The following is a 14,632-nucleotide window of genomic DNA, read 5'->3' as shown; positions in this document are numbered from 1 at the left end:
TCAGCCCCAATCACTTTTTGAAAATCGGCAGCGCGTTGCGTCTGTCGGTATATTTCCAAATACATCAATGCACAACCAAAGGTTGATTGCGGGCGATCGGCCAGCCGACTGCAACGCGGCAGATGCCGCGCGAGCATCACATCAGGACGACGCCCCCATCTCCAGCACCACCCGGCCGATGGCGCGGCGTTCCAGAAGGAGCCGCATCGCCTCGGCGCAGCGCGCGAGCGGCAGGCGATGGGAGATGTGCGGGCGCAGACGGCCTTCGCCGGCAAGACGCCACAGCGCCGCCTGGCGCGCGGCGGCAAGCGCGGGATCGCGCCGCGCCGCCTCACCGGCGCGCACGCCGAGCACACTGGCGCCCTTGATCAGCACAAGGTTCGTTGCCGCCATGCCGACGCCGCCGGTGAAGCCGATGACCAGCAGCCGCGCGCCCCAGGCGATGCAGCGCAGGCTCTCCTCGAACGCCGCGCCACCGACCGGGTCAAACACCACGTCGGCGCCACGCCCGCCGGTCAGCCGCTTGACCGCATCACGCAGCGGCTCCGCGCCCGTGAGCAGCGTATGGTCGGCGCCACGGCTCGCGGCAACCGCGAGCTTCTCGGCACTGGACGCCACCGCGATCACGGTGGCGCCGAGCACCTTGCCGAGCTCGACCGCGGCGAGGCCGACGCCGCCGGCCGCACCATGCACCAGCAGCACCTCGCCCGCCCTGATCTGCGCGCGGTCGACCAGGGCATGATAGGCGGTGCCATGGGCGGCCAGGAAGGTCGCTCCTTCGGCGAAATCGAACGCCTCGGGCACCGGCGCGAGCTGCGCCGGCGTCGCCACCACCTCCTCGGCGAGGCAGCCATGGCGCAGCTTGACGATGACGCGGTCGCCGACCGCGACACCATCGACGCCGGCGCTGACCTCGGTCACCACGCCGGCGCCTTCCATCCCCGGCGTGAACGGCAGCTCGGGCTTGAGCTGGTACTTGCCCTCGATCATCAGCACGTCGGGAAAGTTGAGGCCGGCGGCACGCATTACGATGCGCACCTCGCCCGGCCGCAGCGGCGCGGACGGCAAGGTCTCCAGACGCAGGCGCTCGGGCGGCCCTAGCTCGCGACAAACGATCGCTTCATGCATGGTCTTGGGCATTGTTCTTTTTCCTTGTGACGGCAGGCGCTGTTCCCTGTCGTTCCCCTGGACGGAATGCGTTAAGCTCGCATCCTCCGCTCTTACAATAAAAATCCAGGAAGTGCCTTGCCATGCTGTTCCCCACCACGATCGCCGGATCGCTGCCCAAGCCCGAGTGGCTCGCCGAGCCGAACCGCCTGTGGGCGCCGTGGAAGCCGGCGGGCGACGAACTGGTGTCGGCCAAACGCGACGCCACGCTGCTGGCGCTCAAGCTGCAGGAGACCGCGGGGATCGACATCGTCACCGAAGGCGAGCAGGCCCGCCAGCACTTCGTGCACGGTTTTCTGGAAAACGTCGCGGGCATTGACTTCGCCCACAAGGTCGAGATGGGCATCCGCGCCGATCGCTACAAAGCCATGGTGCCGCAGGTCGTCGCGCCGCTGACGCTGAAGGACCGCGTCCACGCCTTCGAGGCACGTGCGGCTCGCGCCCACACCACGCACCAGCTCAAGTTCACGCTGCCCGGGCCGATGACCATCGTCGACACCGTCGCCGACAGTCACTACGGCGACCGCGTCAAGATGGCCTTCGCCTTCGCCGAGCTGCTCAACCAGGAAGCCCGCGCGCTCGAAGCCGACGGTGTCGACGTCATCCAGTTCGACGAGCCGGCGTTCAACGTCTACATGGGCGAGGTCAAGACCTGGGGCATCGAGGCGCTGCAGCGCGCCGCCGAGGGCCTGTCCTGCACCACCGCGGTGCACATCTGCTACGGTTACGGCATCAAGGCCAACACCGACTGGAAGGCGACGCTCGGCGGCGAGTGGCGCCAGTACGAGGACATCTTCCCGGCGATCGCGCAGAGCACGATCCAGCAGGTGGCGATCGAATGCCGCAACTCCCGCGTCCCCCTCGACCTGCTGGCGCTGCTGCCGGGCAAGACGGTGCAGGCCGGCGTCATCGATGTCGCCAGCGACATCGTCGAGACGCCCGAGGACGTCGCCGACACCATCGCCGCAGTGATGAAATTCGTGCCGCGCGACAGGATCATCGCCACCACCAACTGCGGCATGGCGCCGATGCGCCGCGACATCGCCGAGGCCAAGCTGAAGGCGCTCGGCGCCGGCGCCAAGCTCGCCCGCGATCGCTTCGACGATCCGGAGGCCCCCTGGTAATGCCGGTTTGAACCGGTCCGCCGCCGGCCGCGACGAACGGCGCAGACGGCGGCGACGCATCACGCACCGCCGCGCCGATCCGCGAGGCCTGCCGTGAAATTCTCCGCTCTCCTGCTCGCCGCCACCCTGATCCTGCCGGGCGCCGCGCTGGCGCAACAGCCGCAGGCCGCCCCCGACCTCGGGGTGCGCGACATCGCCGCCAAGGATCTCGACCGCTATGTCGCGAAGTCCAACGGCGTGGTCGGCCTGCTCAATGCTTCGCTGCGTGGCAAGGAGTCGTGGGCGCGCTATCTCAGCTGGGTCGATGTCCAGCGCGGCCCGACCGGCAAGGAGCGCATCATCTACGGGCTCTATTCCGTGGGCTCCTCCGCCCGGGATGCCATCGCCCGGGCGCGCACCAGCGCCGCCGACGAGCCGGCGATCCCCGCCCTCGACGGCGCCACCAAGCGCCTCGCCGACAGCTTCGAGGCGCTGATCCCGATTCTCAACGAGGCCGAGGCCTATTACGACCGCAAGGACTATCTCTCCGACGGCATGGCCGGCGGCAGGGCGCTGCATGCCCGCCTCGTGCCGGCGGCAACCGCCTTCCTCGAGGCGCGCGCCGCGACCGACGCCCTGCAGGATCAGTTCAAGGACCTGATCGACCGCCAGCAGCTCGCCAGGATCGAGACGGCGGAAGGCAAGAGCGTGCGCTGGCATGTGCGCAACACCATGATGCTGGCGAAGAAGGCCGTCGACCTGATGCCGTCGAGCCCCAGGCGCGGCGCCGACCTCAAGCCGTTCGATGCCGCACTCAGCGCCTATGGCGACGCGGTGCGCGACTTCGACAACGCGGTGCGCGAATCCGGCAAATCGACCGCGATCGATTCCTATCCCCGCGACATCCTCGGCAAGCTGCGCGAGATGCGTGACAACATCGCCAAGGGGCGCGCCGACGGCATGACCTTCTCGATGGACACCAACGGCGTCATCACCCGCTACAACACGATGGTGACCCTGTCGAACGCGTTCAGGTAGCGCCGCCTTCAGCACGTACCGTCAGCGCGTCGCCCGAGCGAGGCAGCGACACCCGTGATCGAACGCCGATCCGGCCCCGGATATCGCTTCGCTCATCCGGGCTACAGGGCTGACGCTCGCGCCGGATTTTTCCCTCATGGTGAGGAGGCGCAAAGCGCCGTCTCGAACCATGAGGCCGGGGCACCGCCGACGCAGACGCGACGCCGGCGGCCTCATCCTTCGAGACGCGGGCTTCGCCCGCTCCTCAGGATGAGGAGAGAGCCTTCGCGCTGGGATGCAGCACCGCCCTGTAGCCCGCGGCGAGGGCCCGCACGGTGGACGGCGGCGTCAGCAGTTGCGCGCCGTCGGACACGGCATCGACCGGACTGTAGCCGGCGAACGACCAGCGCAGCGGCCGGCCACCGGCGATCAGAAAACTGTCGCCGCCGGCCTGCACCATGGTGCCGTCAGGCAGAGACGCGACCGGCCCCGGCAACGGATGCAGCCGCCGCTTGCGGCCGTCGATCCGTTCGGCATGGAGCACCGCATCCATCTCGGGCGCCCGCGGCACGGCGGCCATGCCGGCCGCCCAGGCGGCGCGAAAGGCGGTCGCGTCCGCGCGGCGGCAGAAGAAGCAGGGGCGATGGCCGGCGGCGAACGCCGTCGCCTCGTCCAGAAAGAACAGCTCGGTCCAGCCGGGCGTTGCCATCACCGCGCGGCGGCGACCGCGGAATTCGCAGACGCAGACGATCCAGGCCGGCGTCGTCCAGCGCCGCCCGCGCAGGGTGCGCGTCGCCGGATCATGGATGCTGCCGCGATTGCCGACGAACAGGCCGCGATGCGGCGTGGCGACGATGTCGCCGAGCGGGGTGACGCGGTTCTGCAGCGGCATGGCTCATGGTCTCGCAAACGACCTTCCACACCAGGCGCAGATCCGGCCGCCGCTCCACCCGTTTTCCGGAGCCCCGTTTTGCGGAGCAACAATGGCCCGGAGCCGCATCTGCCAAACCATGTCATGGCTCCAGCAGCCGCTGCGACGAGACGAATGCGTCAGCGCAGACGCTACGCCCCGCCGTCGCGGATCGGGGGCTGGAAGGACAGGCCCGTGTCCCAGGGGAAGAAGATCCAGGTGTCCTGCGACACCTCGGTGATGAAGCTGTCGACCAGCGGGCGCCCCATCGGCTTGGCGTAGACGGTGGCAAAATGGGCCTGCGGCATCAGATCGCGCACCACGCGCGCGGTCTTGCCGGTGTCGACGAGGTCGTCGACGATCAGGATGCCCTTGCCGCCCCCGCCGCCGACATTGAGGACCTCGCCGGAGACATTCTTGAGGATGCGGATCTCGCCCTGGGACTGGTGATTGTAGCTGGCCACCCCGACCGTATCGACCACCCGCACCCCGAGCTCGCGCGCGACGATGGCGGCAGCGACGAGGCCGCCGCGGGTCACGGCGACAATCGCCTCGAACGGGCCGGCGCTGTTCAGCCGCCAGGCCAGCGCGCGCGAGTCACGGTGAAACTGGTCCCACGACACCGGGAACATTTTCTCCGGGCGAGGGGTATTCTCGTTGATCGGGGTCATGTCTCTACTCTTTAGCGTAACCGGCTCTTTAGCGCGTCAGGTTGAGCCCTGCCAGCATCTCCTGAACCGCAGCCATCGCCGCCTTCAGCTTGTCGGCGTCGCGCGAGCGCACCACGATGTTGGTGTTGGGCTTGCTGTTCTCGTCGAGGAAGGGGTAGCTGCCGATGCTGGTGTCCGGATGGGCGGCGGCGATCGCGCGCAGCGGGCTGCCGATGTCGCCCTCGCGGGCATTGGCGCGCACCGAATCCGACAGCATCCGCACCCCGGACTTCAGCTTGGGCGCGACGATGTCCATCATCGCCTGCATGATCGAGGGCACCCCGGCCATCACGATGACATTGTCGAGCTTGAAGCCCGGCGCCAGGATGGTGGCGCTCTGGATCAACTCGGCGCCGTCGGGGATGCGCGCCATGCGCAGCCGCGCCTCGTTGAGCTCGGCTTCCGAGAAACGCTGGCGGAACCGGGCCACCACCTCGGGGTGAAGATCGATGCCGACCCCGAACGCCTTGGCGACGCTGTCGGCGGTGATGTCATCATGGGTCGGGCCAATGCCGCCGGTGGTGAAGACGTAGGTGTAGCGCGACCTCAGCGCGTTCAGCGCCTCGATGATGGCGCCCTCGTCGTCGGCCACCACCCGGACTTCCTTCAGGTCGATGCCGATATTGGTCAGGTACTCGGCGATGTAGCCGATGTTCTTGTCCTTGGTCCGGCCGGACAGAATCTCGTCCCCGATCACCAGAATCCCGGCGGTGACGATCTCGCTCATGCAACGTACTCCTCAAGTCGTCCGAATCTTGCCCATCCCGGCGGTGCAGGCTAGCGGTCCCTGCCCGGCCGGTGAGCATTTCCCCGCCTCTTTTTGCGGCAGCGCATTCCGCGATTCCCGACGAATTGCCGTTTCGCAGTGCATATCGCGCTGGCCCGCCCCTTGCTACCCTCCATTCTTGTCATGCATTCTCGGGACAGAGCGCGAAGGGACGGTCAAGCTTCATGGCAGTTGCATTCGACGAGATGAACGGGCCGGACGGCTCGCTCAGGCCCGCCTACCAGGCCCTCTCCCACTGGCTGAAGGAGATGCCGCCCGACGCCCTCGAATATCGCCGCCAGGAAGCCGAGCTGCTGTTCCGCCGGATCGGCATCACCTTCGCCGTATACGGCCATGCCGACGCCCAGGAACGGCTGATCCCGTTCGACGTCGTGCCCCGCATCCTCTCCGGCAAGGAGTGGACCCTGCTGGAGCGCGGCCTCAAGCAGCGGGTCAAGGCCATCAACATGTTCCTGCGGGACATCTATCATGGCCGCGACATCCTGCGCGCCGGGCTGATCCCGGACGACCTGATCTTCCAGAACCCGGTGTTCCGGCCCGAAATGAACGGCCAGGACGTGCCGCACGACGTCTATGTCCACATCGCCGGCATCGACATCGTCCGCGACGGTCCCGACGACTTCTACGTGCTGGAAGACAATGCGCGCACCCCCTCCGGCGTGTCCTACATGCTGGAGAACCGCGAAATCATGATGCGGCTGTTCCCGGACCTGTTCGCCCGGCACCGCGTCGCTCCGGTGGAGAACTATCCGGACGAACTCCTCGCCGCATTGCGCTCGGTCGCGCCGCAGACCGCCGCGGCGGAGCCGACCGTCGCCCTGCTCACCCCCGGCGTCTACAATTCGGCCTATTACGAGCACTCGTTCCTCGCCGACAAGCTCGGCGTCGAGCTGGTCGAGGGCCGCGACCTCATCGTCAAGAACGACGAGGTGTTCATGCGCACCACCGAGGGCCTCAAACGGGTCGACGTCATCTATCGCCGGCTCGACGACGACTTCATCGATCCCCTGACCTTCCGCCCGGATTCCGTGCTCGGCGTGCCCGGCCTGATGTCGGCCTACAAGGCCGGCACGGTGACGCTGGCCAACGCGGTCGGCACCGGCATCTCCGACGACAAGGCGGTGTACAGCTACATGCCGGAGATCGTGCGCTTCTATCTCGGCGAGGAGCCGATCCTGAAGAACGTGCCGACCTGGCGCTGTCGCGAGAAGGACGACCTCGCCTATGTCCTCGACCGCCTCGAGGACCTCGTGGTCAAGGAGGTGCACGGCTCCGGCGGCTACGGCATGCTGATCGGCCCGGCGGCGACGAAGGAGCAGATCTCGGCCTTCCGCGCCAAGCTGGTGCAGTCGCCCGAAGGCTTCATCGCCCAGCCGACGCTGGCGCTGTCGACCTGTCCGACGGCGACCCAGTCGGGCCTCGCGCCGCGCCATGTCGACCTCCGCCCGTTCGTGCTGACCGGCCGCGACCACGTCACCGTCGTGCCCGGCGGACTGACCCGCGTCGCCCTCAAGGAGGGCTCGCTGGTCGTCAACTCCAGCCAGGGCGGCGGCACCAAGGACACCTGGATTCTCGACGAGTGATCGCAACGACAGCCCGCGGCCGGCGGCCGCGATGCTTGAGGAGAACGCCGCCCCATCATCCCCTGACGCCCGATCCGCCCGCCCCGCCCCGTTTCCTGTCACGGCACGAGCAAACCTGACCCATGCTGTCGCGCACCGCTGAAAACCTGTTCTGGCTGGCCCGCTACGTCGAGCGCGCCGAATACCTCGCCCGCACCATCGAGGCAACACTGCGCGCCACTTCGCTGCCCGCCGCCTATGTCGGCAAGACCAACGAATGGGAATCGGCGCTGCTGACCGCCGGCGTCGGCGACAGCTTCTACGAACAGCACGAGGAAGCGGACGAGCGCAGCGTCGTCGACTATCTCGCCTTCTCCGCCGACAATCCCTCCTCGATCCGCAACTGCATCGAGGCGGCGCGGCTCAACTCGCGCTCGGTGCGCACCGCGCTGACCGGCGAGATGTGGGACACCATCAACAGCGCCTGGATCGAACTGCAGCAGACCTGGCAGGGGGGCGTGCGCTCGCGCGAGGATCTCGCCCGCTTCCTGCGCTTCGTCCAGGAGACGTCGCTGCGCTTCGACGGCTCGGCCTACCGCACCATGTTGCGCAACGACGCCTACTGGTTCTCGCGGCTCGGCCTGCACCTGGAGCGCGCCGACAACACCGCGCGCATCCTCGACGTCAAGTACCACATGCTGCTCCCGGAAAAGGAGCATGTCGGCGGCCCGCTCGACTACTTCCAGTGGACCTCGATCCTGCGCTCGGTCTCGGCGGTCACCGCCTACCACTGGGTCTATCGCGAGACCATCAAGCCCTGGCTGATCGCGGACCTGCTGATCCTCAACGACACGCTGCCGCGCTCGCTGTCGAGCTGCTACGGCAACCTCGTGCGCAACCTCGACCAGATCGGCGTCGCCTACAGCCGCCAGGGACCGGCGCAGCGCCACGCCCGCGGCATCCGCAACCGCCTGGAGAATGCCGACATCGACAACATTTTCCAGCTCGGCCTGCACGAATTCATTCAGGAATTCATCACCGACAACAATCGCCTCGGCGACATCATCGGCAAGCAATATCTGCTATAGTGTCGTGCCCTGGCCACGCCGTCGCTCGCAAGGCGCCGCGCCTGCCAGAACCGGCATCCGAGAGAAAGCGGTCCGTCCGTCATGCGCCTGCGAATTGCCCACTCGACCACCTATCGCTACGAGCCGCCGGCGAGCAGCGTCATCCAGCTCATCCGGATGACCCCGCGCAGCCATGATGGCCAGTACGTGGTCAACTGGCAGGTGTTCGCCTCCACCGACACGCGGATGCAGATGCATCATGACGCGTTCGGCAACATCACCCATGTGCTGACCCACGGCCCGATCGGCGAACTAACCATCAATGTCGACGGCCTGGTCGAGACCCAGGATACCAGCGGCGTGCTGCGCGGCACCGACGAGCGATTCCCGCCGGGCCTGTTCCTGCGCCCGACGGACCTCACCGAGGTCGACGCCACGATGCGCGAGATGACCGACGACCTGCTGCCGGTGCGCGACGACGACGTCCTCGGCTTCCTGCATGCGCTGCTGGCGCAGATCCACGACCACATGACGTTCGACGTCGATCCGACCCATGCCGGCACCTCGGCCGCCGATGCCTTCACGCTGCGGCGCGGCGTCTGCCAGGACTACGCCCACATCTTCATCGCCTGCGCCCGCGCCGGCGGTGTGCCGGCGCGTTTCGTCTCCGGGCACTTCCTGCGCTCGGACGGCGTCGTGCAGCAGGATGCCGGCCACGCCTGGGCGGAGGCCTACGTGCCGCGGCTCGGCTGGGTCGGCTTCGATGCCGCCAACGGCATCTCCACCACCGACGCCCATGTCCGCGTCGCCGTCGGCCTCGACTATCTCGGCGCGGCACCCGTGCGCGGAACCCGCTATGGCGGCGGCGCCGAGCAGCTCGCCGTCGCCGTCCGCGTCAACCAGGCCGGACGCCAGAGCCAGTCGCAAAGCCAGTCCTGACGCCATCCCTGAGTGTGGGTTGCCGCGGCGAGGTTGCCGCACGCCCACGCAGCGCGTAAAACTCCGGCTCGCAAGTTGCTGCTGGGGATCGGGTGATGACGTACTGTTGTGGAATTCTCGTGCGTGACGGTCTTGTGATGATCGCGGACACGCGCACCAATGCCGGTCTCGACAACATCTCGACCTTCCGCAAGCTGCATGTCTTCAGCAATCCGGGCGAGCGCATCATGGCGGTGGCCAGCGCCGGCAATCTCGCCATCAGCCAGTCCGTGCTGTCCACCCTGACCGAGGGCATCGAGGACCCGGTCACCGGCGAAGTCGAGACGCTGATGAACGCGCCGAGCATGTTCAAGGCGGCGCAGCGCATCGGCCGTGCCATCCGCCACGTCCACCAGATGGAAGGCTCGGCGCTGCGCGCGGAAGACATCTCCTTCGACGTCTCCTTCCTGTTCGGCGGCCAGATCGCAGGCGCACGCATGCGCCTGTTCATGGTCTATTCGGCCGGCAACTTCATCGAGTGCACCACCGACACCCCCTATCTGCAGATCGGCGAGCACAAGTACGGCAAGCCGGTGCTCGACCGCGCCATCGCCTACGACGTCGACCTCTACGACGCGCTCAAGGTCGGCCTCGTGTCGATGGACTCGACCATGCGCTCCAATCTCGGCGTCGGCATGCCCATCGATATCCTGGCCGTGCGGCCCGACGCCTGCGACGCCGAACTCAACTACCGCATCGAGATCGGCGAGCCCTATTTCCACGACCTGCGGGCGCGCTGGTCGGCTGCGCTGCGTGCGGCCCATCAGAGCATCCCTCGCCCGCCCTATGGCGGCGCGACGACGTCAACACCAACCAGGACAGGATGAGGACATGACCAGGATCGCACTCGTCACCGGCGCCGGCTCGGGCGTCGGCCGCGCCACCTCGCTCGCGCTGATGAAGGCCGGCTACACCGTGGTGCTGACCGGCCGCCGCGCCGACAAGCTGGAGGAGACGGCCAAGCTCGGCGCAGGCGTCGGCAACAGCCTGCCCGTGCCCGCCGACATGGCCGATCCCGCCTCGATCGCCGCACTGTTCGCCAAAATCACCGACAGCTTCGGTCGCCTCGACCTGGTGTTCAACAACGCCGGCATCGGCGCGCCGGCCGTGCCGTTCGAGGATGTCAGCGTCGCGCAGTGGAAGGCCGTGGTCGACACCAACCTCACCGCGCCGTTCCTCTGCACCCAGCACGCCTTTCGCATCATGAAGGACCAGACGCCGCGCGGCGGGCGCATCATCAACAACGGCTCGATCTCGGCGCATGCGCCGCGGCCGTTCTCGGCCGCCTACACCGCGACCAAGCACGCCATCACCGGTCTCACCAAGTCGACCTCGCTCGACGGCCGCGCCTATGACATCGCCTGCGGCCAGATCGACATCGGCAACGCCGCCACCGACATGACCACCCGCATGGTCGATGGCGTGCTGCAGCCCGATGGCCGCAAGATCCCCGAACCGCGCATGGACGTCGAGGCGGTGGCCAATGCCGTGGTCTACATGGCCAGCCTGCCGCTCGACGCCAACGTGCTGTTCATGACCGTGATGGCGACCAAGATGCCGTTCGTCGGCCGTGGGTAACACAACTGGGCGGGCGCGAAGCTCTTTCCAAAGCGCCCGTCTGCTGCTCTCATGACCCGTTGGGTGGGCTGGCGGCTCTGACGCTCCGCGACATCGCGGAGCGGCGCCGGCGCAGATGGCGGGCCGGCGAGCAATGCCTCAGTTGCAATCCGCGTTCGGAATCGTGGTGCTGCTCCTCGTCGCCTTTGCGCTCGGGGAAAACCGCCGTTCGGTGAACTGGGCACAGGCGGCCATTGCCCTCGCGGTCACCATCGTCACCGCCCTCGCCCTGCTGCGCCTGCCCTTCCTTGCGGCGGCGTTCGCGGCCATCAACGATGCCGTCGGCGCCATCGCCGATGCCGCCCGCGCCGGGAGCGCGTTCGTGTTCGGCTATGTCGGTGGCAGCCCGCCGCCGTTCGATATTAAGACCCCGGGCGCCGACTTCATCCTCGCCTTCCAGGCGCTGCCCGTGGTGCTGGTGACCAGCGCCCTGACCACGCTGCTGTTCCACTGGCGCGTGCTGCCGCCGCTGGTGCGCGGCATGGCGGCCGTGCTGGAGCGCACGCTGGGCATCGGCGGCGCAGTAGGCCTGTCGACCGCCGCCAACATCTTCCTCGGCATGGTCGAGGCGCCGCTGTTCATCCGGCCCTACCTCGCCCAGCTCACCCGGAGCGAGCTGTTCCTGGTGATGACCGGCGGCATGGCCGGCATCGCCGGCACCGTGCTCGTACTCTACGCCACGCTGCTGGCGCCGCTGATCCCGGGCGCTGCGGCGCATTTCGTCATCGCCTCGGTGCTCGGCGCGCCGGCCGCGATCCTGGTCAGCCTGATCATGGTGCCGGAGACCGAGCCGCGCCGCACCGGCGGCGCGCTCGACGATCCCGGCGCGGTCGCCGCCAACACCATGGACGCCATCGTCAAGGGCACCGCCGCGGGCCTCGAACTGTTTCTCAACATCATCGCCATGCTGCTGGTGCTGGTGGCGCTGGTGCATCTCGCCAATGCCATCCTCGGCCTGCTGCCGCAGGTCGCCGGCAGCGCCGTGTCGCTGCAGCGCCTGCTCGGCCTGCTGATGGCGCCGGTGTGCTGGCTGATGGGCCTGCCCTGGGACCAGGCGCTGACCGGCGGACGGCTGATGGGGATCAAGACCATCCTCAACGAGCTCGTCGCCTACGTCGAATTCTCCCGGCTTGCCGACGGCACGCTCGATGCGCGTTCGCGCCTGATCATGCTGTACGCGCTGTGCGGCTTCGCCAATTTCGGCAGCCTCGGCATCATGGTCGGCGGCCTCGACATCATGGCGCCGGAACGGCGCGCCGACATCCATGCGCTGGGCCTGCGCTCGGTGGTGGCAGGCACCATCACCACCTGCGTGATCGGTGCCATCGTCGGCACGATGACCTGATCTGTCCCGACCGGCGCTGCGACCCTGGCCCGGGACTTGCTTCGAAAAACAGGCCGCAACAAGGGAGCGCATCCATGACCACCCACAGTCACGGCACGCCGCCGGTGCTCGATGTTCCCGGCGCCGACCCCCGCCTCATCAACGCCGATCTCGCGCCGACCGCGCCCGGCGGCCGCACCTGGGGCGCGTTCGACATCTTCTCGATGTGGATGTCCGACGTGCATTCGGTCGGTGGTTACACCTTCGCCGCAAGCCTGTTCTTCCTCGGCCTGACCGGCTGGCAAGTGCTTGTGGCGATGGTCGTCGGCATCGTCGCGGTGTACCTGCTGATGAACCTGATCGGACGGCCCTCGCTCAAATACGGCATTCCCTATCCAGTCGTGGCGCGCATGGCATTCGGCGTGATGGGCGCCAACCTCGCCGCGGTGATCCGCGGCGTCGTCGGCATCGTGTGGTACGGCGTGCAGACCTACTTCGCATCGAAAGCCGTGCAGGTGCTGGTGCTGAGCTTCGCGCCGTCGGCGGAAGCGCTGACCCACAACAGCATCCTCGGCCTGTCGACGCTCGGCTGGCTCAGCTTCCTGTTCATGTGGCTGTTCCAGCTGCTGATCTTCCTCAACGGCATGGAGACCATCCGCCGCTTCATCGATTTCTGCGGACCGGCGGTCTATGTCGTGATGGTCGCGCTGGCGATCTGGATCCTGTCGCAGTCCGGCCTGTCCAGCCTGTCGCTGCAGCTCGGCAAGCCGGCGGCGGGATCAAGCCTCGGTCACATGGCCAACGCCGCCATGCTGATCGTCGCCTACTTCGCGGCGCTGCTGCTCAACTTCGGCGACTTCGCGCGCTTCGCCCGCGACGAGCGCGCGATGACGCTCGGCAATTTCCTCGGCCTGCCGCTGAACTTCCTGGTGTTCGCGATCATCACGGTGATCGTCACCGCCGGCACGCTCAACGTGTTCGGCGAGGCCATCATGGACCCGGTGCACATCGTCGAGCGCATCGGCAACCCGTGGGTGGTGGCGCTGGGCTCGATCACCTTCATCGTCGCCACCATGGGCATCAACATCGTCGCTAACTTCGTGTCGCCGGCCTATGACATCGCCAACCTCAGGCCGGAGCGCATCAGCTTCCGGCTCGGCGGCCTGATCACATCGATCCTGTCGGTGTTGGTGTGCCCGTGGCTTTTCGTCGCCAGCCCCCAGGCGATCACCATCTTCGTCAGCATCTTCGGCGCGGTGCTCGGGCCGATGTTCGGCATCATGATCTGCGACTACTACCTCGTGAAGAAGCAGAACGTGGCGATCGAGGATCTCTACACCCTGTCGCCGCAGGGCGCGCTGTACTACCAGAGCGGCTGGAACAACCGCGCACTGGTGACCCTGGCGATCTCCGGCGTCGTCTCGATCGGCCTCGCGCTCAGCGGCGCCTACGGCCTTATCGCCAGTGTCGGCGACTGGGGCTGGCTGATCGGCGCCCTGCTCGGCGGCCTCGTTTACTATGCGCTCTCGGGCCGCGCGCCGCAGGCGGCACCGCTCGCCGGACGCACGCTGGCGCCGTGAGCATCAGACAGCCAGCCGAACGACAACGCAACGCCGGGCCGCCTGCGCGGTCCGGCGCGGCCTGCCGTCGGCGGTGACGTCAGGCGGTCAACTCCACCGTGTCGAATTGCGCGGGCAGAATGATCTCCAGCAGCTCGCAATCGTCGGAATAATCGAGGATCATGTGGCGGATGCGCGGCGGCTGGATCCAGCAGCTGCCCACCTGCATGGTGATCGCGCCCTCGCCGTCGAACTCGGCCTTCACCCAACCCTTGAGCACGTAGACCATCTGAAATTCGATGTCGTGGTAGTGCAGCTTCGACACCTCGGCGGGATCGCAGGGGCCGACAAGGCGGATGACATGCGCCTGGGCGAGCCCGTGGGTCGCCTCCGCGATGCCGAGGTCGCGGTAATGGGCATAGGATCGCAAGCCCGGGGCGAAGTCCTCGTCCCGATGATGGCTGACCACGAAACGCTGCGGCGGACGCGGGGCGCTCCGAACCGGTTTGCGGGCGACCTTGCCGGCCGCGCGCTTCGACGTCGCACGCCGCGCAGCGATCTTTTGAGCAGCTGTCTTCTGAACAGCAGCCTTCTTCTGAACAGCCGCCTTGCGCACGGCGGGCTTGCTCCCAGCGGTCTTGCGAACGGCAGCCTTGCGAACGGCATCCTTGGGTGCGGCGGATTTGCGAACCGCCGCCCTAGTCCGGGCGCTGCTGGTTTGGGCCCGTGTCGTCTTCTCTGCCGCCGCTTTTGTCCGCGCAGCTTTCGTTCTTGCCGCCTGCTTTTTTGCCGTACTCTTTTGGGTCATGGCACGCCCTCCCTTGAGCGTGC

Annotated in this window: 14 protein-coding genes; 9 read left to right on the top strand and 5 right to left on the bottom strand. The window is 67.6% G+C overall.

Annotated elements, in window-relative coordinates; genetic code table 11:
• Nucleotides 1-141 precede the first annotated feature (141 nt).
• The gene (locus tag JQ639_RS32855) at nt 142-1,128 is read right to left on the bottom strand and encodes an NADPH:quinone oxidoreductase family protein (RefSeq protein ID WP_211965080.1); all 987 of its coding nucleotides are present in this window, start codon (nt 1,126-1,128) and stop codon (nt 142-144) included.
• Between the two features lie 122 nt (nt 1,129-1,250).
• On the opposite strand from JQ639_RS32855, the gene JQ639_RS32850 reads away from it, so the two are divergent.
• Nucleotides 1,251-2,291, top strand: a complete 1,041-nt coding sequence (locus JQ639_RS32850) for a methionine synthase (protein ID WP_211964325.1) — start codon at nt 1,251-1,253, stop codon at nt 2,289-2,291.
• A 93-nt stretch (nt 2,292-2,384) separates the two neighbouring features.
• Entirely contained in the window at nt 2,385-3,308 is a 924-nt protein-coding gene (locus JQ639_RS32845) for a YiiG family protein (protein ID WP_211964310.1), read from the top strand.
• Between the two features lie 244 nt (nt 3,309-3,552).
• On the opposite strand, the gene JQ639_RS32840 is transcribed toward JQ639_RS32845, so the two are convergent.
• The 3 genes from JQ639_RS32840 to JQ639_RS32830 all read right to left on the bottom strand — a co-directional run bounded on the left by JQ639_RS32840 (nt 3,553) and on the right by JQ639_RS32830 (nt 5,634).
• Nucleotides 3,553-4,179 carry a hypothetical protein gene (locus JQ639_RS32840; RefSeq protein WP_211964304.1) on the bottom strand — a complete coding sequence of 209 codons (627 nt, stop codon included), beginning with the start codon at nt 4,177-4,179 and terminating at the stop codon, nt 3,553-3,555.
• 170 nt (nt 4,180-4,349) lie between these two features.
• On the bottom strand, nt 4,350-4,868 hold the full coding sequence (gene gpt / locus JQ639_RS32835) for a xanthine phosphoribosyltransferase (protein WP_211964302.1): 519 nt from the start codon (nt 4,866-4,868) through the stop codon (nt 4,350-4,352).
• 28 nt (nt 4,869-4,896) lie between these two features.
• Nucleotides 4,897-5,634 (bottom strand): competence/damage-inducible protein A, encoded by a 738-nt coding sequence (locus tag JQ639_RS32830; protein ID WP_211964299.1) that lies wholly within the window; start codon nt 5,632-5,634, stop codon nt 4,897-4,899.
• Nucleotides 5,635-5,858: 224 nt separating this feature from the next.
• Between JQ639_RS32830 and JQ639_RS32825 the strand changes: the two genes are divergently transcribed.
• From JQ639_RS32825 to JQ639_RS32795, 7 genes are all read left to right on the top strand, one after another.
• The gene (locus tag JQ639_RS32825) at nt 5,859-7,277 is read left to right on the top strand and encodes a circularly permuted type 2 ATP-grasp protein (protein ID WP_211964297.1); all 1,419 of its coding nucleotides are present in this window, start codon (nt 5,859-5,861) and stop codon (nt 7,275-7,277) included.
• A 122-nt stretch (nt 7,278-7,399) separates the two neighbouring features.
• Nucleotides 7,400-8,344, top strand: coding sequence for an alpha-E domain-containing protein (locus tag JQ639_RS32820; protein ID WP_211964295.1), 945 nt, complete (start codon nt 7,400-7,402; stop codon nt 8,342-8,344).
• An 81-nt stretch (nt 8,345-8,425) separates the two neighbouring features.
• A complete protein-coding gene (locus JQ639_RS32815) occupies nt 8,426-9,262 on the top strand; it encodes a transglutaminase family protein (protein WP_211964292.1) in 837 nt (278 codons plus the stop codon).
• A gap of 95 nt (nt 9,263-9,357) precedes the next feature.
• Nucleotides 9,358-10,128, top strand: coding sequence for a proteasome-type protease (locus JQ639_RS32810; RefSeq protein WP_211964287.1), 771 nt, complete (start codon nt 9,358-9,360; stop codon nt 10,126-10,128).
• Between the two features lie 4 nt (nt 10,129-10,132).
• Nucleotides 10,133-10,879, top strand: a complete 747-nt coding sequence (locus JQ639_RS32805) for an SDR family oxidoreductase (protein ID WP_211964280.1) — start codon at nt 10,133-10,135, stop codon at nt 10,877-10,879.
• A gap of 133 nt (nt 10,880-11,012) precedes the next feature.
• The gene (locus tag JQ639_RS32800) at nt 11,013-12,263 is read left to right on the top strand and encodes a NupC/NupG family nucleoside CNT transporter (RefSeq protein ID WP_211964279.1); all 1,251 of its coding nucleotides are present in this window, start codon (nt 11,013-11,015) and stop codon (nt 12,261-12,263) included.
• 74 nt (nt 12,264-12,337) lie between these two features.
• Nucleotides 12,338-13,822, top strand: coding sequence for an NCS1 family nucleobase:cation symporter-1 (locus JQ639_RS32795; protein WP_211964278.1), 1,485 nt, complete (start codon nt 12,338-12,340; stop codon nt 13,820-13,822).
• A 79-nt stretch (nt 13,823-13,901) separates the two neighbouring features.
• On the opposite strand, the gene JQ639_RS32790 is transcribed toward JQ639_RS32795, so the two are convergent.
• On the bottom strand, nt 13,902-14,417 hold the full coding sequence (locus tag JQ639_RS32790) for a cupin domain-containing protein (RefSeq protein WP_211965078.1): 516 nt from the start codon (nt 14,415-14,417) through the stop codon (nt 13,902-13,904).
• Nucleotides 14,418-14,632 lie beyond the last annotated feature (215 nt).

This window comes from Bradyrhizobium sp. U87765 SZCCT0048 (genome assembly GCF_018131225.1).
GTDB lineage: Bacteria > Pseudomonadota > Alphaproteobacteria > Rhizobiales > Xanthobacteraceae > Bradyrhizobium_A.
Note: the sequence above shows the minus strand (reverse complement) of the source record. Positions and strands in the feature narration are given on the sequence as shown.